Origin of the sequence: Komagataeibacter oboediens, assembly GCF_018491655.1 — a bacterium.
In the GTDB taxonomy this organism is placed as follows: domain Bacteria; phylum Pseudomonadota; class Alphaproteobacteria; order Acetobacterales; family Acetobacteraceae; genus Komagataeibacter; species Komagataeibacter oboediens.
In genome coordinates, this window is the sequence record NZ_JABLUU010000008.1 from 23352 (window position 1) to 50299 (window position 26948).

Annotated in this window: 27 protein-coding genes; 13 read left to right on the plus strand and 14 right to left on the minus strand. The window is 65.2% G+C overall.

What is annotated here, in order from left to right; all coding sequences use genetic code 11:
• Positions 1-7 precede the first annotated feature (7 nt).
• The gene (locus HNO79_RS08520; protein WP_214165534.1) at positions 8-472 is read left to right on the plus strand and encodes a hypothetical protein; all 465 of its coding nucleotides are present in this window, start codon (positions 8-10) and stop codon (positions 470-472) included.
• 598 nt (positions 473-1070) lie between these two features.
• Here the strand turns inward: HNO79_RS08520 and HNO79_RS08525 are convergent.
• From HNO79_RS08525 to HNO79_RS08550, 6 genes are all read right to left on the minus strand, one after another.
• Positions 1071-2135 (minus strand): alkene reductase, encoded by a 1065-nt coding sequence (locus HNO79_RS08525; protein ID WP_214165535.1) that lies wholly within the window; start codon positions 2133-2135, stop codon positions 1071-1073.
• 83 nt (positions 2136-2218) lie between these two features.
• Positions 2219-2599, minus strand: a complete 381-nt coding sequence (locus HNO79_RS08530; RefSeq protein ID WP_200409225.1) for a hypothetical protein — start codon at positions 2597-2599, stop codon at positions 2219-2221.
• A gap of 54 nt (positions 2600-2653) precedes the next feature.
• On the minus strand, positions 2654-3745 hold the full coding sequence (locus HNO79_RS08535; protein WP_148371086.1) for an Lnb N-terminal periplasmic domain-containing protein: 1092 nt from the start codon (positions 3743-3745) through the stop codon (positions 2654-2656).
• Positions 3742-5898, minus strand: a complete 2157-nt coding sequence (locus HNO79_RS08540; protein WP_214165536.1) for an esterase/lipase family protein — start codon at positions 5896-5898, stop codon at positions 3742-3744. Before HNO79_RS08540 ends, HNO79_RS08535 begins: the two co-directional genes overlap by 4 nt.
• Positions 5895-6134 (minus strand): hypothetical protein, encoded by a 240-nt coding sequence (locus HNO79_RS08545; RefSeq protein WP_010514971.1) that lies wholly within the window; start codon positions 6132-6134, stop codon positions 5895-5897. Before HNO79_RS08545 ends, HNO79_RS08540 begins: the two co-directional genes overlap by 4 nt.
• Before the next feature lie 139 nt (positions 6135-6273).
• Positions 6274-6873: an HD domain-containing protein gene (locus tag HNO79_RS08550; RefSeq protein ID WP_244987479.1), complete on the minus strand. Its 600-nt coding sequence runs from the start codon at positions 6871-6873 to the stop codon at positions 6274-6276.
• A 350-nt stretch (positions 6874-7223) separates the two neighbouring features.
• Here HNO79_RS08550 and HNO79_RS08555 point away from each other — a divergent pair, with 350 nt between their 5' ends.
• The 3 genes from HNO79_RS08555 to HNO79_RS08565 all read left to right on the plus strand — a co-directional run bounded on the left by HNO79_RS08555 (position 7224) and on the right by HNO79_RS08565 (position 10514).
• Positions 7224-8720, plus strand: a complete 1497-nt coding sequence (locus HNO79_RS08555; protein WP_048855994.1) for an FAD-dependent monooxygenase — start codon at positions 7224-7226, stop codon at positions 8718-8720.
• Positions 8721-8728: 8 nt separating this feature from the next.
• Positions 8729-9226, plus strand: coding sequence for a DUF1543 domain-containing protein (locus HNO79_RS08560; RefSeq protein WP_010514976.1), 498 nt, complete (start codon positions 8729-8731; stop codon positions 9224-9226).
• 406 nt (positions 9227-9632) lie between these two features.
• Positions 9633-10514, plus strand: coding sequence for a CPBP family intramembrane glutamic endopeptidase (locus tag HNO79_RS08565; protein ID WP_214165538.1), 882 nt, complete (start codon positions 9633-9635; stop codon positions 10512-10514).
• A gap of 196 nt (positions 10515-10710) precedes the next feature.
• On the opposite strand, the gene HNO79_RS08570 is transcribed toward HNO79_RS08565, so the two are convergent.
• The 3 genes from HNO79_RS08570 to HNO79_RS08580 all read right to left on the minus strand — a co-directional run bounded on the left by HNO79_RS08570 (position 10711) and on the right by HNO79_RS08580 (position 12739).
• Entirely contained in the window at positions 10711-11148 is a 438-nt protein-coding gene (locus tag HNO79_RS08570) for a lysozyme inhibitor LprI family protein (RefSeq protein WP_214165539.1), read from the minus strand.
• A 153-nt stretch (positions 11149-11301) separates the two neighbouring features.
• Complete coding sequence (locus tag HNO79_RS08575; RefSeq protein WP_214165540.1) at positions 11302-11916, minus strand: GrpB family protein; 615 nt, start codon at positions 11914-11916, stop codon at positions 11302-11304.
• Between the two features lie 82 nt (positions 11917-11998).
• On the minus strand, positions 11999-12739 hold the full coding sequence (locus HNO79_RS08580) for a glyoxalase superfamily protein (protein ID WP_187294168.1): 741 nt from the start codon (positions 12737-12739) through the stop codon (positions 11999-12001).
• 86 nt (positions 12740-12825) lie between these two features.
• Here HNO79_RS08580 and HNO79_RS17245 point away from each other — a divergent pair, with 86 nt between their 5' ends.
• The 7 genes from HNO79_RS17245 (at position 12826) to HNO79_RS08615 (ending at position 15557) form a co-directional block, all read left to right on the plus strand.
• On the plus strand, positions 12826-13314 hold the full coding sequence (locus HNO79_RS17245) for a hypothetical protein (RefSeq protein ID WP_244987480.1): 489 nt from the start codon (positions 12826-12828) through the stop codon (positions 13312-13314).
• 90 nt (positions 13315-13404) lie between these two features.
• A complete protein-coding gene (locus HNO79_RS08590; protein WP_042658900.1) occupies positions 13405-13683 on the plus strand; it encodes a putative hemolysin in 279 nt (92 codons plus the stop codon).
• 16 nt (positions 13684-13699) lie between these two features.
• On the plus strand, positions 13700-13918 hold the full coding sequence (locus tag HNO79_RS08595) for a hypothetical protein (protein ID WP_010514985.1): 219 nt from the start codon (positions 13700-13702) through the stop codon (positions 13916-13918).
• A gap of 63 nt (positions 13919-13981) precedes the next feature.
• Positions 13982-14263: a hypothetical protein gene (locus HNO79_RS08600; RefSeq protein WP_048855983.1), complete on the plus strand. Its 282-nt coding sequence runs from the start codon at positions 13982-13984 to the stop codon at positions 14261-14263.
• A gap of 72 nt (positions 14264-14335) precedes the next feature.
• Positions 14336-14593 carry a hypothetical protein gene (locus HNO79_RS08605; RefSeq protein WP_010514988.1) on the plus strand — a complete coding sequence of 86 codons (258 nt, stop codon included), beginning with the start codon at positions 14336-14338 and terminating at the stop codon, positions 14591-14593.
• Between the two features lie 46 nt (positions 14594-14639).
• On the plus strand, positions 14640-15047 hold the full coding sequence (locus HNO79_RS17250) for a hypothetical protein (RefSeq protein ID WP_244987481.1): 408 nt from the start codon (positions 14640-14642) through the stop codon (positions 15045-15047).
• A gap of 72 nt (positions 15048-15119) precedes the next feature.
• A complete protein-coding gene (locus tag HNO79_RS08615) occupies positions 15120-15557 on the plus strand; it encodes a hypothetical protein (protein WP_010514991.1) in 438 nt (145 codons plus the stop codon).
• Positions 15558-15708: 151 nt separating this feature from the next.
• On the opposite strand, the gene HNO79_RS08620 is transcribed toward HNO79_RS08615, so the two are convergent.
• The 4 genes from HNO79_RS08620 to HNO79_RS08635 form a co-directional block, all read right to left on the minus strand.
• Positions 15709-17169 carry an efflux transporter outer membrane subunit gene (locus HNO79_RS08620; protein WP_200409215.1) on the minus strand — a complete coding sequence of 487 codons (1461 nt, stop codon included), beginning with the start codon at positions 17167-17169 and terminating at the stop codon, positions 15709-15711.
• Positions 17159-18334, minus strand: coding sequence for an efflux RND transporter periplasmic adaptor subunit (locus tag HNO79_RS08625; protein WP_214165541.1), 1176 nt, complete (start codon positions 18332-18334; stop codon positions 17159-17161). Before HNO79_RS08625 ends, HNO79_RS08620 begins: the two co-directional genes overlap by 11 nt.
• Positions 18327-21500 carry an efflux RND transporter permease subunit gene (locus HNO79_RS08630; RefSeq protein WP_214165542.1) on the minus strand — a complete coding sequence of 1058 codons (3174 nt, stop codon included), beginning with the start codon at positions 21498-21500 and terminating at the stop codon, positions 18327-18329. Before HNO79_RS08630 ends, HNO79_RS08625 begins: the two co-directional genes overlap by 8 nt.
• Before the next feature lie 338 nt (positions 21501-21838).
• Complete coding sequence (locus tag HNO79_RS08635) at positions 21839-22711, minus strand: AMP-binding protein (RefSeq protein ID WP_214165543.1); 873 nt, start codon at positions 22709-22711, stop codon at positions 21839-21841.
• Positions 22712-22976: 265 nt separating this feature from the next.
• Here HNO79_RS08635 and HNO79_RS08640 point away from each other — a divergent pair, with 265 nt between their 5' ends.
• On the plus strand, positions 22977-24422 hold the full coding sequence (locus tag HNO79_RS08640; RefSeq protein WP_048856000.1) for a helix-turn-helix domain-containing protein: 1446 nt from the start codon (positions 22977-22979) through the stop codon (positions 24420-24422).
• 144 nt (positions 24423-24566) lie between these two features.
• Here HNO79_RS08640 and HNO79_RS08645 read toward each other — a convergent pair whose 3' ends face one another.
• Positions 24567-25463, minus strand: coding sequence for a fructose bisphosphate aldolase (locus HNO79_RS08645; protein ID WP_048855987.1), 897 nt, complete (start codon positions 25461-25463; stop codon positions 24567-24569).
• A gap of 497 nt (positions 25464-25960) precedes the next feature.
• Here HNO79_RS08645 and HNO79_RS08650 point away from each other — a divergent pair, with 497 nt between their 5' ends.
• A complete protein-coding gene (locus HNO79_RS08650) occupies positions 25961-26920 on the plus strand; it encodes an alpha/beta hydrolase (protein ID WP_048855988.1) in 960 nt (319 codons plus the stop codon).
• Positions 26921-26948: the final 28 nt, after the last annotated feature.

Here is a 26948-nt window from a genome sequence, read left to right on the forward strand (position 1 = left end):
TATTTTTATGTCGAAAATAATAATAGACACGTGTGCATTTTCCTTACCTTGGATGGGGAATGTAAAAAAAGATATTTTGTCACAAACAAACAAAAAAGTATTTGTATGCTTTTCTGAAACAGAAAAATGGAAAAAAGAATTCACAGAGGAATATATGAAATTTTTAAAAATTGCACAAATGGCACAAGTTTTAATTAAAATAGACTCAAAAAAAATAGAACAGATAGAGAAGGAGTTAATTAAAGAACCATTTTGGGGAGAGTGTGATGCTTGCGATGATGAGCACATATTTTCCGTATGTTTAGAATGTGATATAAACTTTATATTTAGTACTGATCAGAGAATGTGCAGATGTCGAAATATTTCGAGGCAAGACAATAAACTGAAGCATATAGGAAAATATAGCGTAAACTTTAAAATGATTAAAACAGAACAACAATATGGAAAGCAAAAAAGTATCATTTTTAGATAAAAATATTAACGGATCTGACATGGCTATGCCAATAAAAGCTTAATATGTCATACGAAAACACATCGCCTCAGGCGACTAGAAAGGTCGCCGTTTTCGGACTCCTTAAAACGTGGTAGCCATATTCATACAGTGATGATTCCCGCCCGATGCAGGAAGCCGGACGCTTATGTTGGCTATCCGAAATAAAAAACGAGCAGGTTCAATGCTTTGTTCAAATACATGCATGGTATGCTTGCCAGACGCTCGACTTCTCCAATTTTTGTCATGAAAAGGTCAAATACCCCAAATAATTCAGCGAAGGATGAAACCATATGCATCAAGAATTTCTGGAGACAAGCGAAGCGACATTTGCAGCCATACGCAGCCATACAATGGAATACCTTGGCAGGACTTTTATCTCTTCATTACGGAATATAGATGGCATTTTAATTACCTCAACCACCGCTCGCTCAGTGGGCTAACATCCCGATCGGAGTTCTCACTTAATCTCCTTCAATCAATGCCAACCCTTTAATTTATATTATTGACCATTCATTCAAGATTCCATCTGGAGATGCAGACAAGCCCGCCCGCCTGCATCCCCGCATTACGATGACAATCAGTCCCCCGCCGCCCCCATGGTGGGGTAGTCGATATAGCCTTCCGGCCCGTGGGTGTAGAAGGTGGACGGGTCGGGCGGCGTCAGGTCCACACCCGCGCGCAGGCGTTCGGGCAGGTCGGGGTTGGAGATAAAGGCCTGACCGAAGGCCACGGCGTCGGCGCGTCCGTCCTCGACGGCCTTTTCGGCGCTGGCCGCGGTAAACTTTTCATTGGCGATATACACGCCGCCAAACTGTTTTTTCAGCTGCGGGCCAAGGCTGTCCGGTCCCTCGGCCTCACGCGCGCACAGGAACGCGATCTTCCGCCGCCCCAGTTCGGTCGCGACATAACCGAATGTCGCGGCGGGGCTGGAATCCCCCATGTCATGCAGGTCGCACCGGGGCGAGATATGCACCCCCACCCGGCCCCGGCCCCATACGCCTGTGGCGGCGTCCGTGACCTCCAGCAGCAGTCGGGCGCGGTTTTCGATCGACCCGCCATACCGGTCGGTGCGGTGGTTGGTGGAATCCTGCAGGAACTGGTCCAGCAGGTAGCCGTTGGCGCCGTGGATTTCCACCCCGTCGAACCCGGCCACCTTCGCCAGTTCCGCGCCACGGCGGAAGGCGTCGATTATGCCCGGAATTTCGTCCGTGCGCAGGGCGCGGGGGGTGACATAATCACGCTTGGGCCGCAGCAGGCTGACATGCCCCTTCGCCGCGATCGCGCTGGGGGCGACCGGGGCCTCCCCATTCAGGAAATACGGGTCCGAAATCCGGCCCACGTGCCATAGCTGCAGGAAAATCCGCCCGCCTGCGGCATGCACGGCATCGGTAACCGTCTTCCACCCCTGTGCCTGCGCATCCGTCCAGATGCCGGGCACGCCTTCATACCCGATCCCCTGTGGCGTGACCGGCGTCGCTTCCGACAGGATCAGCCCCGCCAGCGCGCGCTGGGCATAGTATTCGGCCATCATGTCGGTGGGAACGTGCCCGGCACCGGCGCGCAGGCGCGTCAGCGGCGCCATGACAATACGGTTGGGCAGCGTCAGGTCGCCTGCCGTCAGCGGCGTGAACAGGGTTGGCATGATACGTCTCCACGGTTCTCGTTTCGGGCGATGATGGGCGGATCACCGCCCGCCCGCAACCCCCCCCGCCCGTGGGGTCGGCCCTACAGCCCCTGATGGGTGCGTACGGCCGATGCCGACAGGGTATGGTGCCAGACGACATCGTTATTGAAAATAATGGTCAGGCTTTTGCGCATTCCGCGCGAACCACTTGAAAACACGCCATAATACGGGATGAAATTCGTGCCGTTGGGGCGCGTGGTCATGAAATCGTATTGCCAGATCTCATGTCCGCCATCAGTAAAACTTATTACCATCGGGTCGCCAAACAGGGTGCGGACCTGCTGTTTCGTGGTCTGGTCGTCATGGATTTTCTGGTCGATGGTTTCGGCAGTTTCGCGCCGGATGGACGTATTGCCCGTCGATGCGCAGCCCGCAACCGCAAGGGCCGCGCCAAGACACGCCGCAATGGACATCCGTTTCATCAGTACTGCTCCGCTTTCCATGTCGGGGCCATGTTACGGGACGGGCGATATATTTCAATGCATGTCAGCGCGACCCGGCCCTTCCGGCGGAGGCAGGTCCGCACGGATGGCGGCGGAATAGCCGGGGTCGATCACCGCATCGCGCGCGCGGTGGATGCGGCTTGCGTCATGCACGGCGGCAAAACCGGGATAGCGGCTGCGGTCATACGGACCAAGCAGGTCCATGTCGTACGCCATGGCCGCCGTATGCCCGCTGAGGATCACGCGCCAGTCGAACCGGTAACGCAGCCGCGCCCCCGCGCGGGCCAGGATGCCGGTGGTGCAGTTATCGGTCAGGGTATTGTACCACACGGGGCGGTAGATGATGTCATGGATCGCCCCAACGTAGCTGAGGAACAGACGTTCGCGGACTTCGGGCGCAATGTCCAGGCGGTACAGGTACACCCGTTCGCGCCGGATGTCGGTGCGCACGCCAATCAGGTCGCGTTCATCGGCGGTGACATAGAACAGTTCGTAATGGTGAAAGAACCCGGCAATGGTGGAATAGGGAAAGCGGGCCTGGCGCCGTGTCTCGATGGAAACCGCAAGGTGCTGCCCGTCGGAAAACCCGAAGCTGAGGAACACATGCGCGATCGCCTCCCCCGCCCAGTAGGAGGTCACCATGTCCACGCTGTCCAGCCGCGTCAGGTCATACGTCGCGTCGTACCATGCCGGGGTATAATCGGTTTCGGTGCGGTGATAGCGGAAATTGCGCACGTTATGGACATGCACCACGTCCCCCACCCGCCATGCATCGGCCGGGACGGCATATTCCCCCGCCCAGATCCGGTCATTGCGCGGCGGGTCGGTCACGTACCATACCGCCAGCGCCGTGACCGCCACGATCCGCACCGGGCATGACAGCGCCGCAGGCCGCAGCCAGCGCGCGCCGACCATGATGGCGGGAAAGGCTGCCGACAGCCCCAGCCGCAGCGCATCGGGCAGGATGGTGGAATAATAAAGCGCCCCCACCCCCAGCAGCAGGCCCAGCCCCTGCACCGCGCGCAGGCCCCACCGCGCCACCCGGCGCGGCCATGTGCGCGGCCTGCGGGGCGGGTGGCCCGCCGTCCCGCCGGGTGCCGGGTCCACCCCGCGCCGGTCCGTCATGACCGCCCGGCCCGCCGTGCCGCGTGGCCCGACGCCACCCGTGCCGTGCCCGGCTGCATGTCCCGTGGCGGGTTCTGGGCCAGTTGCAGCAGCAGGATGCGCTGCACCTCGGCAATGGTGGCGGGATTGGACTGGGTGGAATGTTCGGAATTGCGCACCACCAGTTCGGACTGCACGCCGGGTATGTGCGCGCTTTCATACGACACTACCCCGTCATCGGCATGGCTCAGGTCGCGCGGGTTGCCACAGACGGGAATGATGGAGTGGGTCTGCACGTCGGGGTCGATGGGAATGGTGGGCAGCGTGCGCATGAACGCGCTGTGGGGCGACATGGCATATACACTGCCCAGCCGCAGCACGCGGTTGTTCAGGTGCGTGCTGTCCCCCGCCCCGGTCACGATGTCTCGCGCGGTTTCGGTCACGCGCACCGGCAGGCTGACCATGCTGCCCACGAAACGCGCAATGGACATGGCCGCAAGGTAGCTGCCGTGCTGCGGGGTGGAAATGAACACCACGCGCTGGATTTCGGGCATGGGGGTGGGGAACATCGTCTCGCGCACCAGTTCGCGCGTGCTGTCGTTCAGGTGGAAGGACGACAGCGGCCGCCCCGCCGTGCCGTCCCACAGCCGGTCACCGGGGTTGATGACCAGCATGCGCGCCAGCAGCCCGCCCTGGCTGTGGCCCACCAGCGTGATATGCCCCAGCGCCGGGTCCGCCTTCACCCCGCCCAGACTGTCCACCGCCTGCGTGATCGCATGCCGCAGCTGCCATGCCGAATACGGGATGGGGTTGGATGTGGCGTAGGAGAAGAACCAGAAATCGAAATGGTCGCGGATGCGCCGGTCTTCCAGCAGGTCATTGACCATGATGGCCCAGCGGTACGGGCTGGACGCCGTGCCGTGTATGAATACCACCGGCATGTTGCCATGGTGGTGCGGCGTCATGGCGATCAGGCGCGGACGGGTGCCGTCATAGGTCGTGCCGTCAAAGAAACCGCGATATTCCTTGGTCCACAGCGCGGTGTCCACCAGGCTGAGCGCGCGCGCGGCGGTCTGGTCATATTCGGCGGGCACGCGGGCATGGCCGATGGGGGTGTCCGGGCTTTCGTCCATCACGCGCAGGACCAGCCGCCCGGTCAGGTGGTCACCCAGCACCTGCGTACGCGGGCTGTCGATTTCCAGCAGCAGGCTGGCGGGCACGCGCAGCCTGTCCGACACGCTGAAGCTGCCGTCATCGGGGGTTGCGGGGCCACCATCAGCCGTCCCGGTGGGGTCGCCGCTGGCCGGTCCCCCGCTGCCCTGTGGCGCGGGCGGCGTGGGCACGGCACGCAGGGCGTCATCATGCGCCGGACCGGTCAGGTCGGCCACGGCAGATGGCTGGGTCAGGTGCTTGGCTTCATGCGGGGTATCGGGGGCGGCCGGGGCCGGATGGCCCGCTGCCGGGTCGGGACGGGCCAGTGCGGTCAGCGGCTCACCCAGACCGGGGGTGCGGTAGATATTGGGTATGCCACCCACCCCCAGCGTGGCCGTGGGCTGCAGGCGTTCAAGCAGCCGCCCGTGCCAGCGCAGCTGCGCAGGGTCGGCATCCAGCACGATATCGCCCCATGGCAGGGCGCGCGTCTGCGCCGTGACGGACACGGGGGCGGGAAAGGCCGCACTCAGCCCGAGGTTATACAGGTCGCATGCCTGCCGGAAGCGTTCATCATACGGGCTGGGGCCACCGGCCCGGCCGGGCTGAAGGAAGGCATAGGCATAGACCGCGGCAGCAAGGAAATCCTGCGCATGGTGGTGGCGCAGGCCCTGCCGGTAACTGAGTTCCGCCAGCGCGAACAGCACATCGGCCTCGTCATCACGCCCCTTTGCCTGCGTGCGCAGGGTGGCGATGGCGCGGTCGGGGTTGTCGCGCCATGCGGGCAGCAGCCCGTGGCGGCGCAGCACCACCATGGTCGGATCGCCCGGCCTGCCGCCCTGCAGCGCGGTGCGCGTGGTGTCACGGTAGCTGTGCACCAGCGATACATGCCGCACCGTAACCGGCCCCGCGCACCCCGCCAGCATGACAAGCGCCAGCATGCCGGCCCCCCGCGTGGCATGGCGCCGGGACGGGCCGGGACGGCGTGCGGGCGCATGGCGGCAGCCCGGATGGGTTCGTGTCATGACAGCAGGTTAAGCACCAGTCCGTCCCCCGCGCAATGCGCTGGCACCAACTGCGGCCACGGGCAGAAGGCCGGTTCCGGGCAGCGGGCACCGGGCCAGCCGGGCTGACCGGACCCGACGTGGCCGATAATGGCTTCGGGACCACGCGGCATCGTGACATCGAACGCGCGCAGGCCCGGTACATCCGGTTTCCGGATGCCCCCTGTCGGCATGACTGTCGGGCCGACATCGGTCATCCTGCGCCCGGTGGGCCCGGTGCGGCCTGCCGGTACATGATGTCCGCCGGGTCGATTTCAGTGACCATGGGGAACCACGCCCGCGCCGCGCCATGCGGCAGGGGACGGGGCATGCGCCCTTTCCCCCCGCACCGGACAGTCAGCAGCCGGTATCGCGGTTTATGTTCCCCCGCGTCGCGTCATCCACGATCCGGCGGATGGCTTTCGTCAGGTCGGAACATTCGGTGTATGTCCGCCCGTAGGACAGGTTGAAATCATAATTGAAGCCGGGCGGGTTGCGGCCCGCATTGTGCTGCGTGATGGTTTCCAGCTTGTCGAACGCCTTCGCCAGCCGGGCTTCGGGGGTTGTAGCGTTTTCGTATTCATCCCACAGCGCAAGGAATTCGGCCCGCAGGGCGGGTGGCAGGGGGCGCATGATCGTGTCGAGATCCGCGCGTTCGCGGGCCGACTTGTCCCCTGCCGCGTCCTGCGCAATGGCGGGGATGTCACCGTTCAGGGCCTCGCCCAGATCATGGATGATGCATATCCTGAGCAGTTTCAGCAGGTCGATGCCCTCCATCCGGTCCGCAAAGCACAGGACCATGAGGCATAGCGACCATGAATGTTCCGCCGTGCTTTCGGGCCGTCCCTCCCATGTGAAGGATGATCGCAGGACATCCTTCAGGCGGGCTGCGTCCTTCAGGAAGGTCAGGCGGTCGCTGATCTGCGCCGCCGTCAGGCTGTGGTTGTGGTCTTTCATGCAGGTCGGACCCATGTGTCAGGCGCGTCCACCGCCGGGCATGCCGGGGCGCGCAGGGAAAGGAAAATACGGTTTCGCATCACCTGCAACCCTATCACCGCCTGCCCGTGCGTAAATCGCCTTCATGTGTCCACATGGCCCGCGTCACCCCGGCGGGGTGATGGACGGGCGATCCACACAGGGCACGGGGCGGACGCCCCGCCGGAAACCGGCCCTTTCCCAATCGGTTGCAACGCATCGGGCGGGCGCGGCGTTAAGGGCCGGCCTGATGCGGGCGGGCGGCGCGGGGCAACGCCACCAGGCGCCTGCGGTATCAGGCCGGCCCTTCCATTGCCTTGCGGATGCAGATCATGCCGAAACCTGTCCTTGTTGTTGGCGCGGGGCCTGTGGGCCTGACCATGGCGGCGGAACTTGCCCGCCATGGCGTGCCGGTGCGGCTGGTGGACAGGCTGCCTGCGCGCGATGGGCAGTCGCGGGCGCTGGCCATCTGGGCGCGCACGCTTGAACTGCTGGACATCGCGGGCTGCGCCGACGCCTTCATGGCCGCCGGGCTGCGTGCCCGGACGCTGGACATCCATGCGGGGCGCACGGTGCTTGCCCGCATTGCGTTCGGTGCCATTGCCTCGCCGTTCGCCTGCCTGCTGATGCTGGCGCAGCCGGATACCGAACGCCTGCTGGAAGATCACCTGCGCACGCTGGGGGGGCACATTGAACGTGGCGTGGAACTGACGGATTTCGTGGATACGGGCACGGGCGTCACCTGCACCCTGCGCCACGACAGCGGTGAGGTCGAGACGATGGACGCCGCCTGGCTGATCGGCTGCGACGGCGCGCATTCCCTTGTCCGCCGAACGCTGGGGCTGGCATTCACGGGTGCCACGCTGCCCACGCGCTTCATCCTGGCCGATGCGCATGTCACGGGCCTGCCCACGGCGCCCGACGCGCTGGCCATGTTCTGGCACCCCGACGGGGCGGCCATGTTCTTTCCGGTACCGGGCGGGCGGTACCGCATCATTGCCGATGTCGGGCCGGCGTCGGTGCATGCGCCCGACCTGCGGGCGGTGCAGACGATCGTCAACCGGCGCGGGCCGGGCGGGGTTACGGTGTCCGACCCGGTATGGCTGTCGGCCTTTGGCGTGAACGAACGCCGGGTGCGCGACTACCGTGCGGGGCGGGTGTTCGTGGCGGGGGATGCGGCACATGTGCACAGCCCCGCAGGCGGACAGGGCATGAATACCGGCATGCAGGACGCCTTCAACCTGGCGTGGAAGCTGGCGCTGGTGGAACGGGGGCAGGCCGGGCCCGCGCTGCTGGACAGCTATGGCATCGAACGCGGCGCGGTGGCGCGGCAGGTGCTGTCGGATTCCGGGCGGGTGACCCGCATCGTCCTGCTGCGCAACCCGCTGGCCCGCCTGCTGCGCGCGCTGGTGGTGCGGGGGGTGTCGGGCCTGCCTGTCATACGCCACATGGTGGCGGCGCATCTGTCGGAAATCATGGTGGCGTATCCCGGCAGCCCGCTGAACATGGGGGATGCGGCGGGGCTGCGCGGTCCACGCCCGGGGCAGCGTTTCGCCCCCGCCCGTGGCCATGCCGGGGCGCATAGCCCGTGCCTGACGCTGGCGGCAACGGACCATGACGCCGCCCGCGCGCTGGTCGCCCGGCATGCGGGGCTGCTGTCGCCCCATATCCGCCCCCCGCCCGACCCGCGCGGCATGTGGCTGCTCCGGCCCGACGGGTATGTCGCGGCCACGGCGCGCGCCGACCGGCCACAGGTCATTGACCGCGCACTGGAGCGCATCCGCGCCGGTGCGCCACCGCACCGTGACAGCGGGCCCGTGGCGGGATAGGGTGCGGCATGAAGCTGTTTGTATTCTATCTTGGCGGTGCAGCACCCGGTGCCAATATCGAGGTGCATGACGTGCAGTTCGCCGTGGCGGAAAAACCCGAGGACGCATGGCCCGCCCTGGCCCGGCGATGGTACGGCACGCGGGCGTCACTGCATATCGACGCCTATGGCATCGTAAACTGGGCCGACGGGTTCGCCGTCAGCCTGACTGCGGAAAAACCGGCAGGCGGGCAGAAGCTGTATTTCGTCAATATGGGCGGCTACGCCCCCGGCGCGTTACGCGAGGAACATGAATTCACCTTCCTGGTGGCCGACAGTGCCGAGGCAGCGAAGGCAAAAGCCCGGCAGACGCTGCTGCCCGGCCTTGGCCACCGCCACCGTGACAATTTCATGGAAGTTGATGACTGCGTGCCGCTGGAACAGATCGACGGCCTGCACATCCACCTGACCCCCTGCCCCCATGGCACCCCGGTGACGGCTGCGTGGCAGGGATACCAGCGGATCTAGCCGCGCGCGGCAGCCGTCGCGCCGGACCATGACTGCCCGCATCCGTCCCTTGACCCAACGGAAGTATCCTGCACGCCCTGTGGCTGAAAGACCGCGGCTGCCGACGGACAGCATCAGAAACCACGGGCAACGCCTTCATACGGCGGACGCCATCAGCAGACAGGTCGGAAAAACCGACGCGGCCTGCAGTCATTCACCCATAAAGACGTCATAAAAGTTTCCGGGTGCCGTCTGTTCCCAAACAGCGACGGTTCAGGCGCAGGTCAGCGGGCAGTCTTGCACAGGGCTGCCGACATCAGGGCGCGTGCATCCGATGGCCGTTTCCTGCCGATAGTGCCCTTTTTTCTGGACACCTCCACCCGTCCATGCATCCATCGGGCTGATGGCAGCGTGATGAGCACCGGGGATGAGATCCATTTTTTCCGCATCCGGGTCCGGCGGCAGGGGGGTGGCGGTGCGCAACCTTGTCCTTTACCTGCTCATTGCCTTCGCGGGTGGCATCATGGTGTCATCCATCAGCCGGTTCCTTTTCCATGGTTCGCTGCTGGCCCTTGCCCACCGGGGGCTGACCGGACAGATCATGCGCGCGCTTCTGCTTCTTCTTGGGTTTGTCGCCCTGCCTACGATCGTTTTACTGAAGCTGAACAGGGAACCTTACACATATTCCGGGTGGAATACTGACGGGTGGCCCATATATGCGATCCATGGGTTCCTGTCCGGTGCGCTGCTCATGGGGGGCATCGCGATCATCATTGGCCCGCCACGGATCAGCCATATGGTTCACCAGCCCGCCACTGTCTGGCCGGATATTGTCCTGTCGCTGCTGCTGTGGAGCATACTGGCGTTGGGGGAAGAAGGCCTGAACCGGGGATATGCCTTCGTGCAGATGGCCCGCGCGCTGTCCTTCTGGCCCGCCACATTACTGGGCAGCGCGGTATTTGCAGCGGAACACCTGCCCAACCCCGGGGAAAGCCTGATGGGCGTGATCAATGCGGGACTGCTGGGATCTGTATTGTCATATGCACTCTACAGGACCGGGTCCGTGTGGTTTTCCGTATCATTCCATGCATCGTGGAATTTCTTCCAGACATCCGTATTCGGTCTTGCAAACAGCGGCAGCGCGACAGGCACGGGCCTGCTGCATGTCATCCCGACCGGCCCCCGCTGGCTGACGGGGGGAAGCACCGGCCCCGAAGCCAGCGTGCTGGTCATACCGGCCTGCCTGATCCTGACCGGACTGATCCGCGGGATAACGGCAGGCAGGCCCCACGGCCAGATGGACACGTAACGCCCCCCTTCCATGCTGCCGTGTGGTGTCCTGCATGGCGATCGCCGCCTGCTGGCGGGCCGTCACCTTATCTGAAGAAAAGGCGGCACCCGGACCCATCCGTTATTTCAAGGCAACGGGGCGTCTTCAGACCGCGTGCTGCCCGGAAGACGTGGCGCCCCCTGTGTGCCGCGCCCGCCGCGGTTCCGCAACACCGTCATTCCTGCGCCGGAAATATTGGCCGTGGCAATGTGGGCGGGGTGCCGTCGGGATATGTCAGCCATAACTGCCAGATGTCCCGTATCCGGCTTTCGGTCAGCGTCTGGCTGCATTGCAGTTCCATGCTGCCCCGGATTGTCCCGCCGGACCACGCCGCGAACATTGCCCTGCATTCCATGGCGCGGTACTGTTTCCACCGGTCCTGCGCCTGACGGAACTGCGCCAGGGCATGTCGGGGATCGGATGACTGGCGCAGACGCTGCTCCGCCGCCATGACGTAGCGATCAAGCATGGCCTCCGTCCGCTGCCCCGCTGCGCGCTGGCAGGCCTGGATTTCCGGGGTCGTCATACCCGGACACCGTGCCGCTGCGGCCGGGGCCGTGCACGGCAGGGTCATCGCCCCGGCCAGAAAAACACTCCCGGTTATCGCCTTCATCGAACAAAACCTTTCGTGACGGTCATGCCGGTCCATCCATGCCGTGGTCATGTGGCTTTTTTTCGTCCCCAGCCTGCCCGCAGGCGTGGGCTGACCGGCAGGGTGCGCCCTGTTCAGGGCATCCGGGTGGCAACCGGGCACGGCCCTGCCCGCTCAACCGGCAGTCCAGCCACGACTGGCAAATATGTTGTGATATATCCTGTATATCTCATCCTGCTTCTTCATATTGTAGTCCTGTACATCCGCAGCCCCTGCCCCCGCCGCCCGTTTTACGGTGGCGTAACGGTCCCGGTCATCCGGATGGGTGCGCAGCCAGTCGCGGAACAGGACATGCCGGGCGTGTTCGGGGCAGCCGGGGCCAAAGACGTGCAGGTTGATCCGGGGGGCATCATGGCGCAGCATCCGGTGGTGGTACCAAGTGCGCTCCCGCACCGTCAGCCTGTAGCCCAGCGCGGTCAGGTGCGGCAGATATGCATCTTCATCTTCCGGGTCGCTGACTGTCAGGTCGATATCGATCACGGGTTTCGATGGCAGGCCGGGCACCGCGGTCGATCCGACATGCGTGATCCCCCGCGCCCCCCCATGCAGGGCGGCGGCAAGGACCGCCCTGGCGGTTTCAAAACGCGCGGCCCACTCCGGCGCATGGGGCTCGATCCTGATCACCTCCGGCACGGGACGGCCGGCCACCCACGGGTTTTCGTCCGGGTCGCCTTCATCGAACGTCATGATTGCCGATGGCGCTGGCCATTGTTCCGCGCTGTTGCGCATGCACGCCTCCTCCCCATCCATTCTGCCGGGCACAGTCACCCGCGATGGCCCGCCCGCGCATCAGCAGGCGGGCGCCAGTCCGTCAGGCCATCTGGCCCAGGTCGAGATTGCGCGGCGTTTCGGGCAGTTCCTGCGGGTGTTCGTCCCCTTCCGCCAGGCCAAAGGACAGCTCCGCCGCGCGGAAACTGCCCGTGCCCGACCCGAACAGCACCCCGAAGCCGATATAGACCGCTGCCTCGGGCACCGCGATCGTAACGCTGCGCCGGGTCCACCCGGTCGTGCCCGTAATCGGTCCGGCCGCCCCCCGTTTCAGCCCGAGGTTGTCGAAGGCCAGACGTTCACCGCCATGGCCACGGGCATGGATCCACACCCGCCCGCTGCCGGTTGCGTCATTACAGCACATCCGCGCGCGGAAACTGACCGCCTTCCCGCGATACCGCGCGGCGGAAATGCGCTGCATGATGGTGACGAAGTCACCGGGCTTTATGGTTCCAATGGGCTGTAACGCCCGGCTTTCAATCAGCACGGCGGGCACACCACCGGGCCCCGCGCCAGCCAGAAGGTCATGACGGAACAGGTCGGCCCGGCCGGAGGCGAACCACCCGTCGGGCAGCCTGTCGCCCGTCGTGCCTGCATGCGGCGTGGGCGCGGGGCCGGATGGGGCGGTCTCCTGTTCATGCCGGGCGGCCAGAACATTCCAGTCGCTGTAGCCCAGCTGCCGCGCCACCAGTTCCAGCGCGGTGGCATGGCTTATGGTCAGGTGCCGCTGCGCAAGTCCGTCACGCAGGATGCGGGCCATCATTTTCGGGTTCGGGGTCTGCATACGTCTCATCTCCGTCCGCGGCGAACAGCGGGGGTATGGTCAGGGCCTGCATTCCCGACATCCATTCGCCACATCCGGACAGGTGCGTGCACGATACGGACCGACGCATTCACCAAACCGGTCCCTATGTCCCGGCGCAGGCGGCAGGCTGCGTCCTGAGCCTGCTGTCAGCCTGTCCGAAAACGCGGCGTCTGGCAAGAAAAACACGCCCCTCATGCACGCCCCGCCGCGCGGCGCTGGTCCCACCCGTGGCGGGCATGATAAGCCGGGGCGTGCACACACCCTTCACCTGCGCCAATGACCGCTACCGCACCGATACCCGCCACGGCCACCCCCATGGCGCGGGACAGGCACGCGGCAGCGTGCTGCCCGCGCCGCTGGTCACGCGGGCGGATACGGGGGACACGCTGTGGCTGGAATACGTGGCGGGGGCACAGGACATGCTGTACTGGCTGATGTGGTACGATGCCACGGGCCGCCCGCGCGTGACCTACAGCGCGGTCATGGACCACCCCAACCTGTGCATCATGCTGCGCGCGCTGGGATACGGCCACGCGCTGCCGCCTGCGTCCTGACCGCCGCGCGGCGCTGGCCTCGGCGGGCGTTTGCTGGTAGCTGATGGAACCATGTTACATCCGGATACACACGATACGGGGATCGCGCCCATGACAGATTTCCTTTCCACCGCGCGGCAGGCGGCACGTGGCATGGCGCTTGGCGCGGTTGCGCTGCTGGGCGCATGCGCGTCGGGCCACCACGCCCCGGCCCATGCATCGCGCATCGGCATGGCCAATCCGGCCTCGGTCTACTGCCAGCAGCGTGGCGGCACGCTGGAAATGCGTTCCTCGCCACAGGGGACAAGTGGCTGGTGCCACCTGCCCGATGGTACGGTGATGGAGGAATGGGCCCTGTTCCGCCGCGATCACGCCACCACCACACCATGACGCGCGGGCGGTGCGCATGACGCGGCCTGCCGCCCTGCGTGTCGGGGCCGTGGCCATGGTCGTGTGCCTGGGCGCATGCGACGATGCGCTCATGGCACGGCGCACCCCGCCACCTGCGGACTGCGCGCGCCGGGGTGGGACATGGCAGGCCAGCGATACCGGGCATACCGGGCACTGCACCCTGCCCCCCGGCGCACGGGTGGCGGGGTGGACGATTATGCCGCGCCGCCATTAAACTGTCATGCGTGCGCCCCGTTCCTTCCCTATTACTGCCCCACTGCCCGGACATGAGTGGCATATGAAATACAATGGATTTTCTTCCGTCCTGACCATCCTGCGCGGTGCGCTGCGGCACGGGACACTGATTATCGCGATCGGGGCCACCGTCGCCCTGCCCGCGGCGCAGGCCTGGGCGCGGCCATGGGGGCCAAGATGGGGCCCGCCACCGCGCCACCGTGTGTGGCGTCGCCCGCCGCCGCCGCCACCATATTATGTGCCGCCGCCCATGCGCATGGGCCGGTTCTACGGGCCGCCACCGCCGCCCCCACCGCCCATGATGCCGCCGCCGCCCGTGTGGTAGGATGCAACCTTGGCACCACCGCTTCGTTTTTCATCCACACAGAACAGGGAGGACAGAGTGCCAGCCGTGCCCATGACCCGACAGCCCCGCCCGTGGGCCATCCGCCGCCTGCTGCCCGTCATGGTGGCGCTGGCGCTGCCACTGGGCGCCTGTGCCAAGGGTAAATTCGGGGAAGATTTCTGCATTTCCTGCGCCAGTGAAAAACAGGCCGCCACCACAACGGCAGCCGGCACCGGCCCCGCCACGGGTACGCCCGCCACCGGCGCTGCGCAACGCCCGCAGGGTGCCGTCACATCCACGCAGGCCCCGTCGGGCACGCGGCACCTGTAAGGGAGAAACGGGGCCACCGGGGGACGTGCGGCGGCGAATATGGGGCATGGACCATGGGGCCAGCCCCACACCGCTGCGCCGCATTACCGGATCATGCCATCCGCCTGCGCCGACACCCGGTCACGCCAATGTGTCCATGTCGGCCCGGATCGCGGCAAACCCGTCCCCACAGCCCACGTTTGCCCCATACCACCCGCATGAATACACAGGAGGACAGACGATGCGGCAATCCGTTTTCTGCGCCCTCCCGATCACATTGGGGTTGGGAATAGGCCTGCCGGCGAAAGCATATTCCGCCACGCCCGCAACACCGCAACAGGTCGCGGCCTGCAAGGTCGATGCCCTGCGGCTGTGTCCGCTGGACATACCGGATACAAGACTGGTTGAAGCCTGCATGCATCGCCGCGTTGCCGATCTATCACCTGCATGCCGGGACACCGTGCAGGGTAAATGACGCCGTCCCGTAAACTCCGGGGGCAGGTCGTGGCACAGGCCCGGACCGCCCCGCCGACGTTCGGAGGCAGACATGAAAATCTCACGAAACCTGACCGAAAACATTTCCGACATGACGACCGCCATCGGTGATTTCCTGACTGGTGCACAGGGGGACCGTTCCGGCGCGCTGTCGGTGCTGAACGACATCCTTGGCCCCCTGCCCGCGCCGGACCAGCCCAGCATGCTGGAACACCGGGCGGAGGAAATGGGCATGCTGCCGCTGATCCGCACATGGCAGGAACGCGACAACACCTCGGTGGCGGATGAAAGCACCATCCACGCCCTGTTCCGCCCGGCGGAACTGCAACGGTTTTCCAGCCAGACCGGCCTGTCGGACCGCGCAGCGATGAATATCCTGCGCGACCTGCTGCCCTCGGCCATCCGTCATCGCGCCATCAATGCCCGCGCGGCGTGGCAGCAGCACACGGCCCATACGGATGCCACCGCCCAGAGGGCGGCTGGCGAATAACAAGCAGCCAACAAACCGGCGGTGGCGCGCAGGCCCGCCGCCTTCCTGCCCGCCCGCCATGGGGTCCCCCTCCCCCATGGCAGGCGGGCTTTTTTTTTTGGCCCCGTTTTCCGGACTGATGGCGATCCCTGACGCATCGTGAAAAACACCCTCACCAGAAACTTTTTGCTGACCTGCCGGGTGGCTGCGTGCCGCCCCCGCGAGGGGACGCGGCATCCGCCGTCCAGCCCCCGCCCATGGCGCGCATGAGGTCGATGCCGCTGACAAGGCGCCGCGTATCGAGTGTTATCAGGTCCTCGCGCGCCTGCAGTTCGGCGGTCTGGGCAATGACGACCTGCAGGTAATCCACCGCCCCTTCGCGGTACTGCACTGCGGCCAGGCTGTCGGTGCGCGTGGCGGCCACCACTCCCTCCCCCTGCCGGGACGCCGCATCGGCCAGATGGTTGAGCAGCGCAAGCTGGTCCTCCACTTCCCGCAGGGCGCTCAGGGCTGTCTGCCGGTAATCGGCCGCCGCCTGCGCGTATTGCGCATGTGTCAGGGCAAGGTTGGCGAACCGCCGCCCCCCGTCGAATATGGCCAGTGTGGCCAGCGCCGGGCCCAGCGCCCACACCCCGGTCCCGGCCGATGCCAGCATGCCGGTCGTGCTTTCCGACCCACCATTGGCCCCCAGCGTGATGTTGGGGAAAAAGGCCGCCCGCGCCACCCCGATCCGGGCATTCGCCGCCGCCATGTGCCGTTCCGCCGCCGCGACATCGGGCCGGCGTTCCAGCAGGCGCGACGGCGCGGTTACCGGAATGACCGGCACGGCTGGCAGGTCATCAACGGGTGGCAGGGAAAAGGTCGAGGGCTGTTCGCCAATCAGCACGGCAATGGCATGTTCGACCACCGCCCGGTCCGCCACCTGCTGGTCCAGTGCGGACTGCGTGGTGGCAAGCTGCGTGCGGGCGCGGCCGACATCCAGTTCATTCGCCGCCCCGCCGGTAAAGCGCGTTGTCGTCAGCGCCAGCGCCGCCCCGTACGCCGCGATCGTGCGGTGCAGCAGGGCAATGCGGGCATCAAGGCCGCGTAGCTGGAAATAGTCATCGCCCAGTTCCCCCTCCAGGCTGAGGCGGACGGCGGCAAGGTCGGCCGCACTGGCCTGCGCGCCCGCCCGCGCCGCACGGACCAGATTGCGGATGCGGCCCCATATGTCGGGTTCCCACGATACGGTGCCGCCCGTGGCCTCATCGGGGTATTCATAATACCGGCCCGTGGCGGCAAACAGTGCGCGTTCGCGCTGGGCGCTGGCGGTTGCGTCAATCTGTGGAAAGAAATCGGCCCGCGCCCGGCGCACCAGCGCGCGCGCCTGATCATACCGCGCAACGGCGCTGGCCAGTTGCGGGCTGCCATGTTCGATCCGGTCTTCCAGCCGGTTCAGGCCGTCATCACCCATGGCCGTCCACCACGCGCCGCGCGGCGTGGCATCGGCAGGGCGCGCCGGGGTCCACGGGCCGGCTTCGCGGAAGGTTGCGGGCATGTCCGGCAGTGTCGGGCGGTGGTAGCGCGGCGCAAGGTTGCAGCCACACAGCACGACCAGCATGGACACCACCACCCGGCCGCGTTCAGGCGCCATGCCCGGCCTCATGCGGGTGGACGGTGTCGCCATCGCCAATGTCGTCAGGGGGGTTGGTTATGACCCGGTCCTGTGCCGACAGGCCCGTGACCTCCAGCTCGGTCCCGAAATCGGTCACGATGGATATGGGCCGGATGCGGACATGGTCGCTTCCGTCCACCAGTGCGACACCCGTTCCCTCGCGGCGGAACAGCAGGCTGCTGGCGGGAATGCGCACCGCCGGCGGGGCCTGTGGGCCGGGACCGTCAAACCTGAAGGTCACCTGCGCATAGGCCCCGGGTTTGAGCAGGTTGGCCGCATTGTCATACACAAGCTGGACCAGCATGGTGCCCGACTGGGAATCCACCGCGTCGGCGGAATGGATCAGGCGGGCGTCAAACGGGCGGGTGCCGTAATCGGGCACCGTGAAGCGCGCGGCAAAACCGTCATGCATCCGCGCGGCATAGGCCTGCGGCACGCGCACGTACAGCCGCAGCCGGGTCACGTCCGATACGGTAAACAGCGGCTGGCTGGCTGCCGTTCCCGCCACGATCAGCGCCCCGATATCGGTGGCGCGGCTGGTCACCACCCCGGCAAAGGGGGCGATGATGCGCTTGAACCCGGACAGGGTTTCCAGACGTTCGACATCCGCCGCCGATTCATGGCGCGTGGCCTCGCTTGCCGCAAGGTTGCCCCGGCGTTCGTCCGTCTCCTGCTGCGATACGGCATTGAGGGCATTCAGCCTGTCCCATCGCCGCGACGTGATGCGCGCAAGGTCGCGCTGTGCCGTGCGCGTGCCCAGCGCCGCCCGCGCGCCCGCCAGCTGCAGGTCCACATCAGGCGTGTCGATTTCCGCCAGAAGCTGCCCCGCCGTGACCTTCTGCCCGATATCGACATACCACTGCCGCAGGTAGCCACTGGTGCGGGCATAGACCGGTGCGCTGTACCATGCCTGCAGGATGGCAGGCAGCACCAGCGTGTCCACCGCATGGCCGCCGGGGTGCACCACCGTCACGGCGGGTATCAGGGCCGCGACATTTTCACCATGCAGCCGGTGGCGGTCATGCAGGCGCGTCAGCGTGCCAGCCACCACGATGATCCCGAACACGCACGCCCCGCCCACGATGATCCAGCGCAGGCGCGGCCCTGGCCCGCCATGGACGGTGGCGGCGTGGGTATCAGCCATTGGCCCGCGCCCCGTCCGTTGCATCACCCGCCGCCCCGTCCGCGCGCGATCCGTGGATGATGGTGAAAAGCGCCGGCACGAAAAACAGCGAGGCACAGGTGGCGAACATCAGCCCGCCTATCACCGCCCGCCCCAGCGGCGCGTTCTGTTCCCCCCCTTCACCCAGCCCCAGCGCCATGGGCAGCATGCCGATCATCATGGCCAGCGCGGTCATGATGACGGGCCGCAGGCGGGTGCTGCCCGCCGCCTGTGCCGCGCGCGACGCATCGCCATGTTCGCCCATCTGGTCGCGGCAGAAACTTATGACAAGGATGGAATTGGCCGTCGCCACCCCCATGCACATGATCGCCCCCGTCAGCGCGGGCACGGACAGGGGCGTATGCGTGGCGAACAGCATCCAGCATATGCCCGCCAGCGCCGCCGGCAGGGCAAGGATGACAATGCATGGATCGATCCAGCTCTGGAAATTGATGACGATCAGCAGGTAAATCAGCACGATCGCCCCCAGCAGCCCGAACCCCATGCCCGAAAACGCCGTGGTCATGGCCTGGTACTGCCCGCGCAGCGTGACGGTGACCGTCCCGGGCCGTTCGTGGTCCAGATGGCGCAGGACAGCCAGCACGTCGGACGCGATGGCGCCAAGGTCGCGGCCATCGCCACCGGCGAACACGTCAATCAGGGGGCGGATGTTGTACTGCGCCTCCACCGGGGAGGTCGCGCCGCGCGTGATCGTGCCCAGCGCGCCCAGAACCTGCAGCTGTGGCGTCGAGACCCCCGTTACCGGCAGGCCGATGATATCCGCCAGCGAACTGATCCGGTATTCGGGCATCTGTACCGCAATGGGGTATGTGACCATGCTGTGCGGGTCCAGCCAGTACAGCGGCGCGGTCTGCACCGTGCCCGCAATCGAGGTGGCGATGGCTGTGGTCACGTCACCTTCGGTCAGGCCAAGCTGGCTGATGCGCGTGCGGTCCGCCTCGAACCGCAGTTCGGGGTAATGGCCGGGCTGCTGGATGCGGGCATCAACCAGCCCGTCAATGCGGCGGATGGCATGCAGGATCTTCTGCGCGAACTGCCGCGTCTCATCGGGGTTGATGCCCGATACCTGTATGTCGATCGGGGCGGGTGCGCCGAAATTCAGGATCTGGGTGGTGATGTCGGATGGCAGGAAGGCGAAGCTGGCCTCGGGGAACGCACGCGGCAGGTCACGGCGCAGCGCGCGGATGTAGCGTTCGGTCGGGCCGTGGTTTTCCTTCAGCGCCACAAGGATGTCGCCATCCTGCGGCCCGATCGTGCCCGATGCGTTATAGGCGGTGTTGATGGCGCTGGTGGGCAGGCCGATATTATCGGTGATGGAGTCCAGCTCGCCCGCGGGGATGCGCTGGCGGATCAGTTTTTCAATGCGCTGGAACAGGGCCGCCGTCTCCTCGATCCGCATGCCGATCGGGCCGCGCACATGCAGCGTCATGGTACCCGCATCGACCTGCGGAAAGAAGTTGCGGCCAAGGAAGGGCAGCAGCCCCATGCTGAGCACCGAAAAACACACGAACCCGATCACGAACCGCCCGCGATACGCCATCACGCTGCCCAGAAGCGCGGCGTAACGGGTGCGCAGGGCGTCGAAACGCCGCTCGAAACCATGCTGGAAACGGGTCAGGACCGTCTCGCGGTGGTTCACGTCCTCATGCGCGCGCAGCAGGAACATGGCCATGGTCGGCACCAGTGTGCGCGACAGGATGAAGGACATGACCATGGCGAACATGACCGACAGCGCCATGGGCACGAACAGGAAGCCCGCAACGCCGGGCAGGAAGAACATCGGCACGAACACGATGCAGATGCACACCAGCGACAGGAAGGCGGGGACGATGATCTCCGCCGAGCCGTCGATGATGGCCGCATGCACGTCCTGGCCCATTTCCAGATGGCGCTCGATATTCTCGATCGTGACCGTCGCCTCATCCACCAGTATGCCGACCGCCAGCGCCAGACCGCCCAGCGTCATGACATTCAGCGTCTGCCCCAGTGCCGCCAGTGCCGCGATCGCCCCCATGACCGATAACGGGATGGAGGTCGCGACAATCAGCGTGGACCGCCATGACCCCAGGAACAGCAGGATCATGAGGCTGGTCAGCCCGGCCGCGATCGCCCCTTCGCGCATGACCCCGTTGACGGCCGCGCGGACGAACAGCGACTGGTCATTGACGGGCCGGATTTTCAGCTGCTTCGGCAGGCCGCGCGTCGCATCGGGGATCATCGCCCTGATCCCCTGCACGATGGCGATGGTGGATGTCGCCCCCGATTTCAGCACCGTCAGCAGTGCCGAACGCTGTCCGTTTACATGCACCACGTTCTGTTGCGGCGTGGACCCGTCGCGCACATGGGCCACGTCACGCACCCGCACCACCGCGCCATTGACCGTGCGCACCGGCAGCATGTTCAGCAGGTCAACGGACAGGGGCGCGTTGTTCAGGCGGAAATTGTACTGGTATTCCCCGATCTTGACGAAGCCCGCGGGCGTGATCTGTGTCTGGGTGGACAGCGCGGTGCCCACGTCCTGCGCCGATACCCCGCGCGACTGCAGCTTTGCCGGGTCAAGGTCCATCTGGATCTGGCGCACCTTCCCGCCATAGGGAAACGGGATGGCCGCCCCCGGCACCGTGATCAGGCGGTTGCGCACGAAGTTGAAGCCATAGTCATACAGCTGCTGTTCGGTCATGCCCTCGCCCGACAGCGCCAGCTGGACGATGGGCACGGTGGAGGCATTGTAATTCAGGATCAGCGGCGGCGTGGTGCCGATGGGCAGCTGGCGCAGTATGGTCTGGGCAATGGCGGTGACCTGCGTGTTGGCGATGCGGATGTCGGTTCCGGGCTGGAAAAACACCTTGGTCACGCCGATGCCGGTCAGGGACAGCCCCTCGATATGCTCGATATTGTTGACCGTCGTGGTCAGCACGCGCTGGAACGGCAGTTCGATGCGCCCGGACATGTCCTGTGGCGACAGGTTGCTGTATGTCCACGCCACCGCGATGACGGGAATGCCGATTTCGGGGAAGATGTCCTCGGGCGTGCGGATGGCGCACAGCACGCCGGCCATGGCGATCAGGATGGCCATCACGACAAAGGTATAGGGACGGGCAAGCGCCAGCTGGACAATTGCATTCATGCCACCTGCCTGTTTCCTGTCGGCTACGCTGCCCTATGGTTTTCGTGGGGCCCGGCTACAGGTAACGCCCGGTCCGCTGGCCGGTTTATGGGGGTGCGGATAATTTTGCACCATGGCGCATGGGCCGGGTCTGTGCGGCCCCGGCGCCAGACATGCCGCAGGGTCTGGCGACCGGGTGGAGACAGCCGGCGTTTTCTTCAGGCAGGTTCAGGCGGCATGTGGAAACAGGTCATTGGTCAGGTCGCAACAGAAGTTTCCGGGTGTTGCCTTTTTTCAGTAAAGGCGGCGTCCCCCGAAGCGTTCTGGGAAAAAGGCTTCACCAGACATCCCTTCGTGTTTCAGGACAGGCAAACAGTGCCGCCCTGTGTCAGCACGCCAGCCACAAGGGCGCTCTGCCCCGTTCGCCATGCCATGTCGATCATGCCGTACGGCAGCGCCCCGTCGCCGTGTGGCGACAGCATGTCCATCGTGTAGGACACCAGCCGCCCGTATTCCGCCACCGTATGGACGCTGCCATGCGCCCCACCCGCGCGATACAGCATGAACAGCGGGTCATCCGCACAGGTGGTTTCGGGCGGGCAGTCAGGTTCGTACCAGTCCACGACCGCGTCATACCGGTGGTCGCGTCCGGCCTGCATCGGCAGGGGCGCATCCGCTGGGGCCGCCACCAGCACCATCCTGACCCGGCTGCGCGACCCGGCCATGGCCAGCGCCCGGTCCAGCATGGATTTCATCCCGGCCTGCGTGGCGTCATGGCCCGCATCCCCACCCGCGATAACCGCGACGGCGCAGCATTCCGACAGCCCCGCCGCCATGGCGGGCGCGTCCAGCCCACCAGCCAGCAGCACATGCACCGCGCCAATGCGCATGCATGCCAGAACCGCCACGATCCCGTCCACGCCCGGCGGCAGGGTGACCGCCACCGTGTCCCCGCGCCGCACCCCCTGGTCGTTCAGCGCGTTTGCAAGGCGGCAGACGCGTTCATGCAGGCTGCGGTAGGACACGATTTCCGGCCCGGTAATGGCGGCCCGGTCCGCATGGTCGCCCAGATGGCGGTCCACGCACAGGGCGGACAGGTTGAGCATGCGCCGCCCCTGCCCGAACGGCATCGGGGCGGGCTGCCGCGCCATGCGCCCCGTCACGCGCGGGATGCAGGCCCGAACGGGCGGGGCGGACAGCGTGGCGTAATCGTTGTGAAAATGGCTGGTCATGGTCGTGGTCCCTGTTCGTTGCGACGCACCGGCCCGTGCGCCGGGCGGCGGTCAGTTGAAGGAGAGGCAGCGCATGGCGGGCAGGACCGCAGGCCCATGCCCGCGTCCGGAAAAGCCCCGGCCCCCGCCCGGCCATGCCGTGGCACCCGTGCCGTTCCCGTCTTTTTTTCGTGTCCCGGACTGTGACAAATCCCGATTGCGGGCGGAAGACGTTTTGCCGTTTAAAGAAGCGAACGCAGCGCCCCCGATTGCAAAGATTGCGAAGATGAAAAAAGCCGCCACCAAGACCTTTACCGGTTCGCGCATCCGCCACCAGCGCAACCGTGCCGGCATGACCCAGAGCGCGCTGGCAACCCGCCTTGGCATATCCGCCAGTTACCTGAACCAGATCGAGCACGATGTCCGCCCCCTGCCCGCATCGCTGCTTGACCCGCTATGCGATATATTTTCGGTCGGGGTGGATTATTTCAGCGATACTGAAGAAACGCGCGGCATACAGGCCCTGCGCGAAATACTGGCCGACCCTGTATTCGATACGCAGGCCGTCCGGCGCGACAGCATCCATGCCGCCATGCGCGCGGCCCCCGATCTGTGCGCGCAGTTCATACGGCTGTATCGCGCCTACCTGCTGCGGCATGAACATGCGGCCGCCCCGCTGGTGGGCAGCACGCCGCCCGCCCGGACGGGACCGCAGGCGACGGGCGACCGGGTGGAACCGTACGAGGCCGTCAACGACTGGGTACAGACCCAGCGCAACTATTTCGACGAAGTTGACCGCACGGCGGAACAGCAGTCCGAACGGATGCATCTGGATGACGCCAGTCCCGCCGAACAACTGGCCCGCTACCTGCTGGACCATCACGGTATCCGCACCGAAGTGGATCTGGGACTGAGCCGCAGGGGCCTGATGTGGCATATGGACCGGCGGCGGCGCACGCTGTTCCTGTCGCGCATGGTGCCATCGGAAAGCAGCACGTTCTGGATGGCGCAGGCGCTGGGCCAGATCGAACATCAGGCCGTGTTTGCCCGCACCATCCGCCGTTCCCCCCTGCGTGAGGCCGAGGCCCGGGGGCTGGCGCGCGTCTACCTGACCAATTATTTCGCGGGCGCGCTGCTGCTGCCCTATGACCGTTTCCGCGCCACCGCGCATGAGGTGCGCCATGACCTGGAACGCCTGCAGCGCCATTTCGGCGTCAGTTTCGAACAGGCCTGCCACCGCCTGAGCACCCTGCAGCGTCCGGGCAGCGAGGGCATACCGTTCTACTTTCTCAAGACCGACATCGCGGGCAATATCCTGAAAAGCTTCAGCGCGAACCGCTTTGCCCAGTCCCGGTTTGGCGGTCCCTGCCCGCTGTGGAATATCTTTCGCGCGTTCAGCACGCCGCTGCAGGTGCAGGTCCAGCTATCACAGACGACCGATGGCGCGGTGTACCTGAATATCGCCCGCACCGTGGGGCGCAACAGCATATCCTACCTTGACCGTCCACGGCTGACCGCCGTGGTGCTGGGGTGTTCCATTGCCGATGCCGGGCAGCTTGTCTATTCCGCCGGGCTGGACCTGAATGATCCGCGCATGATCATTCCCATCGGGCCGGGCTGCCGCGCCTGCACCCGCGAAAACTGCCACCACCGGGCGCTGCCCATGGTCGGGCACCGTGTCGATATTGATAATGAAGGACGCGGCATCGCCCCCTACCGCGCAGTGCCGTAAGGAAATCTTTAACGAAAGGACTGACGGAAACAAAAGGTTCTGGTGAAGCGTTTTCCAAAAGGCTTCAGAACCTGCCGCCCTGAAAAAAAACGGCCCCCGTTTACCGGGAGCCGTTTTTCATGCCTGTAGCGCAGGCGACAGGGATCAGTCCTTGTGGGTCGATGCCGCGTAGATCTGGTCGATGGATTTCGCGAGGGCTGCGTCAAATTCCGCGTCCGTCATGGTGTAGCGCAGGTCTTCGAGCAGCGCGCGCGAGAAGCTGGCGATCATGCCGTGGTTCTTTGCCAGACGCTCGCACGCCTCATCGCGCGGGTAACCACCCGACAGCGCCACCACGCGCTGCACGCGGGGGTGTTTGATCAGATCAAGGTAAAGGTCGGCCTTTTCAGGGATCGAGACCTTGATCATCACCTGATAGTCACCGGGCAGCGCATCCAGCCCACGGTGCAGTTCATCATGCAGCAGGGCTTCCGCACCGGCCTTGTCCGGGCTCTTGATCAGGACTTCGGGTTCCAGGATGGGCACAAGGCCACGGGCCGCGACCTGTTCGGCCAGGGCGAACTGCTGCTTCACGATCGCGGCAACGCCCTCACGTTCGGGCAGACGGATGACCGAGCGGGCCTTCGTGCCGTAAATGCCCTTGCTGACCGCCTGATCCAGCATGGCCTCCAGCGTGGGGATGGGCTTCATCATCTGCACGCCCCCCGCCTCGGGTTCCAGCCCCTTGTCCACCTTCAGGAAGGGGACAACGCCCTTTTCGCGCCACAGATAGGTCGGCACGGGCGTGTCCTTCACCAGCCCGTTCATGGTCTGCTCGAACAGGATGGCGGCGAGGATCTTCTTCCCCGTGAACGCTGGCGCGGTGATGACCCGCACCCGCATTTCATGCATCAGGGCAAACATCTGGGCATCGGTGCTGTAGGCGCTGTCGGGTATGCCGTAATGCCGCAGCGCGCCCGGCGTGGAGCCCCCGCTCTGGTCCAGCGCTGCTATGAAGCCCGCGTTTTCCGACATGTTCTTACGCATCTGGCCAACAGGCATGACGATCTATCCTATGCTTGATATATATCACTCGTGGGTGAATGATTATTATATGTAACCTTCCGCGAGTTCATTGATTAACAAATTAAAATATAGGTGAAGGGACGTAAATACAAAAAATAGGCACGACCCTGCTCCCGTTTCCGAACAGTCGCGTAAGGCGATATCACGCGGGCATATTCCGCGCATGCGCCCGGGCGGTCAATGCGCCAGGTCAATGCATGCGCCCCGGCCGGACCGGCGGGCCGGTCCCCCGCATCAGCCCGGCGCGCCGTTTTCCGGGGCTGCCGGCCACCGCCAGTCACGGCGCGACTGCATGGCGGCCACGGCAGCATGCCTGCATTGCGCGGACGGGCACCATGTGCGCCCATGTGTCCGGCAGAGGGGTGCAGACCGGACATTTTTCAAATAACACTTTATGTTCAATCAGTTGGACGTGATGAGGCCTTTCCCGCCGCGCACCCTATCGTGGGCATGGATAACGTGGAGAAATCATCATGTCCCCCAATCCTGTCGCCCCGGAGTTCCGCACGGCCCTGGAGGTCCTTCCGTCCTTTGATGGCATTTCGGATGCGACCCTGGACGCAACCCGCAAGGCGTTCATTGCCGCCATCCGCAATGTCAGGGTCCGGCATTATCCCGATGTCACGGTCACGACCGGCCACGTGCCCGGACCGCCCGGCGCGCCACAGGTGCCGGTCGTGACCTACCGGCCCGTGGCCAGCCACCCCGGCGCGCCCGCGCTGGTCTATATCCACAGCGGCGGCATTGTCAGCGGCACGCCGGAGGTGGATGACGCACGCTGCCGGCAGATCGTCAGCGAACTGGGCATGGTCATATTTTCCGTTGATTACCGCCTGGCGCCCGAAGCCCCCTATCCCGCCGCCATCGAGGACTGCTACGCCGTCCTGAAATGGGTGCATGGCCATGCGGCGGAACTGGACATTGACCGGCAGCGTATCGTGATTGGCGGCGACAGCGCGGGCGGTGGCCTGACGGCGTGTCTGGCGCTGATGGCGCGCGACCGGGCGGAGGTCCCGGTGCTGTTCCAGCTTCTGATCTATCCCATGCTGGATGACCGGACCGGGACCACGGTCATGCCGCCCCCGGTCATGGGGGAATATATCTGGACGCGGGCCGCCAATCATTACGCATGGAACGCCTATCTGGGCCAGATACCGGGCGGCGCGGGTGTTCCCGGATATGCCGCCGCCTTCCGCGCGGCGGACCTGACCGGGCTGCCGCCCGCCTATATTGGCGTGGGGTCGCTGGATCTGTTCCTGGACGAGGATCTGGACTATGCCCGGCGCCTGATGGCCGCAGGCGTGCCAACCGAGGTCTGCGTCATTCCCGGCGCCTATCACGTTTTTGACGTATTCATTCCCGACGCACCGCTAAGCCGGGCGTTCACACAGTCCTATTTCGCTGCCCTGAAACGCGCCATTACGCGGGACTGACCGCGACACGACCGGTGGATGGAAAGCG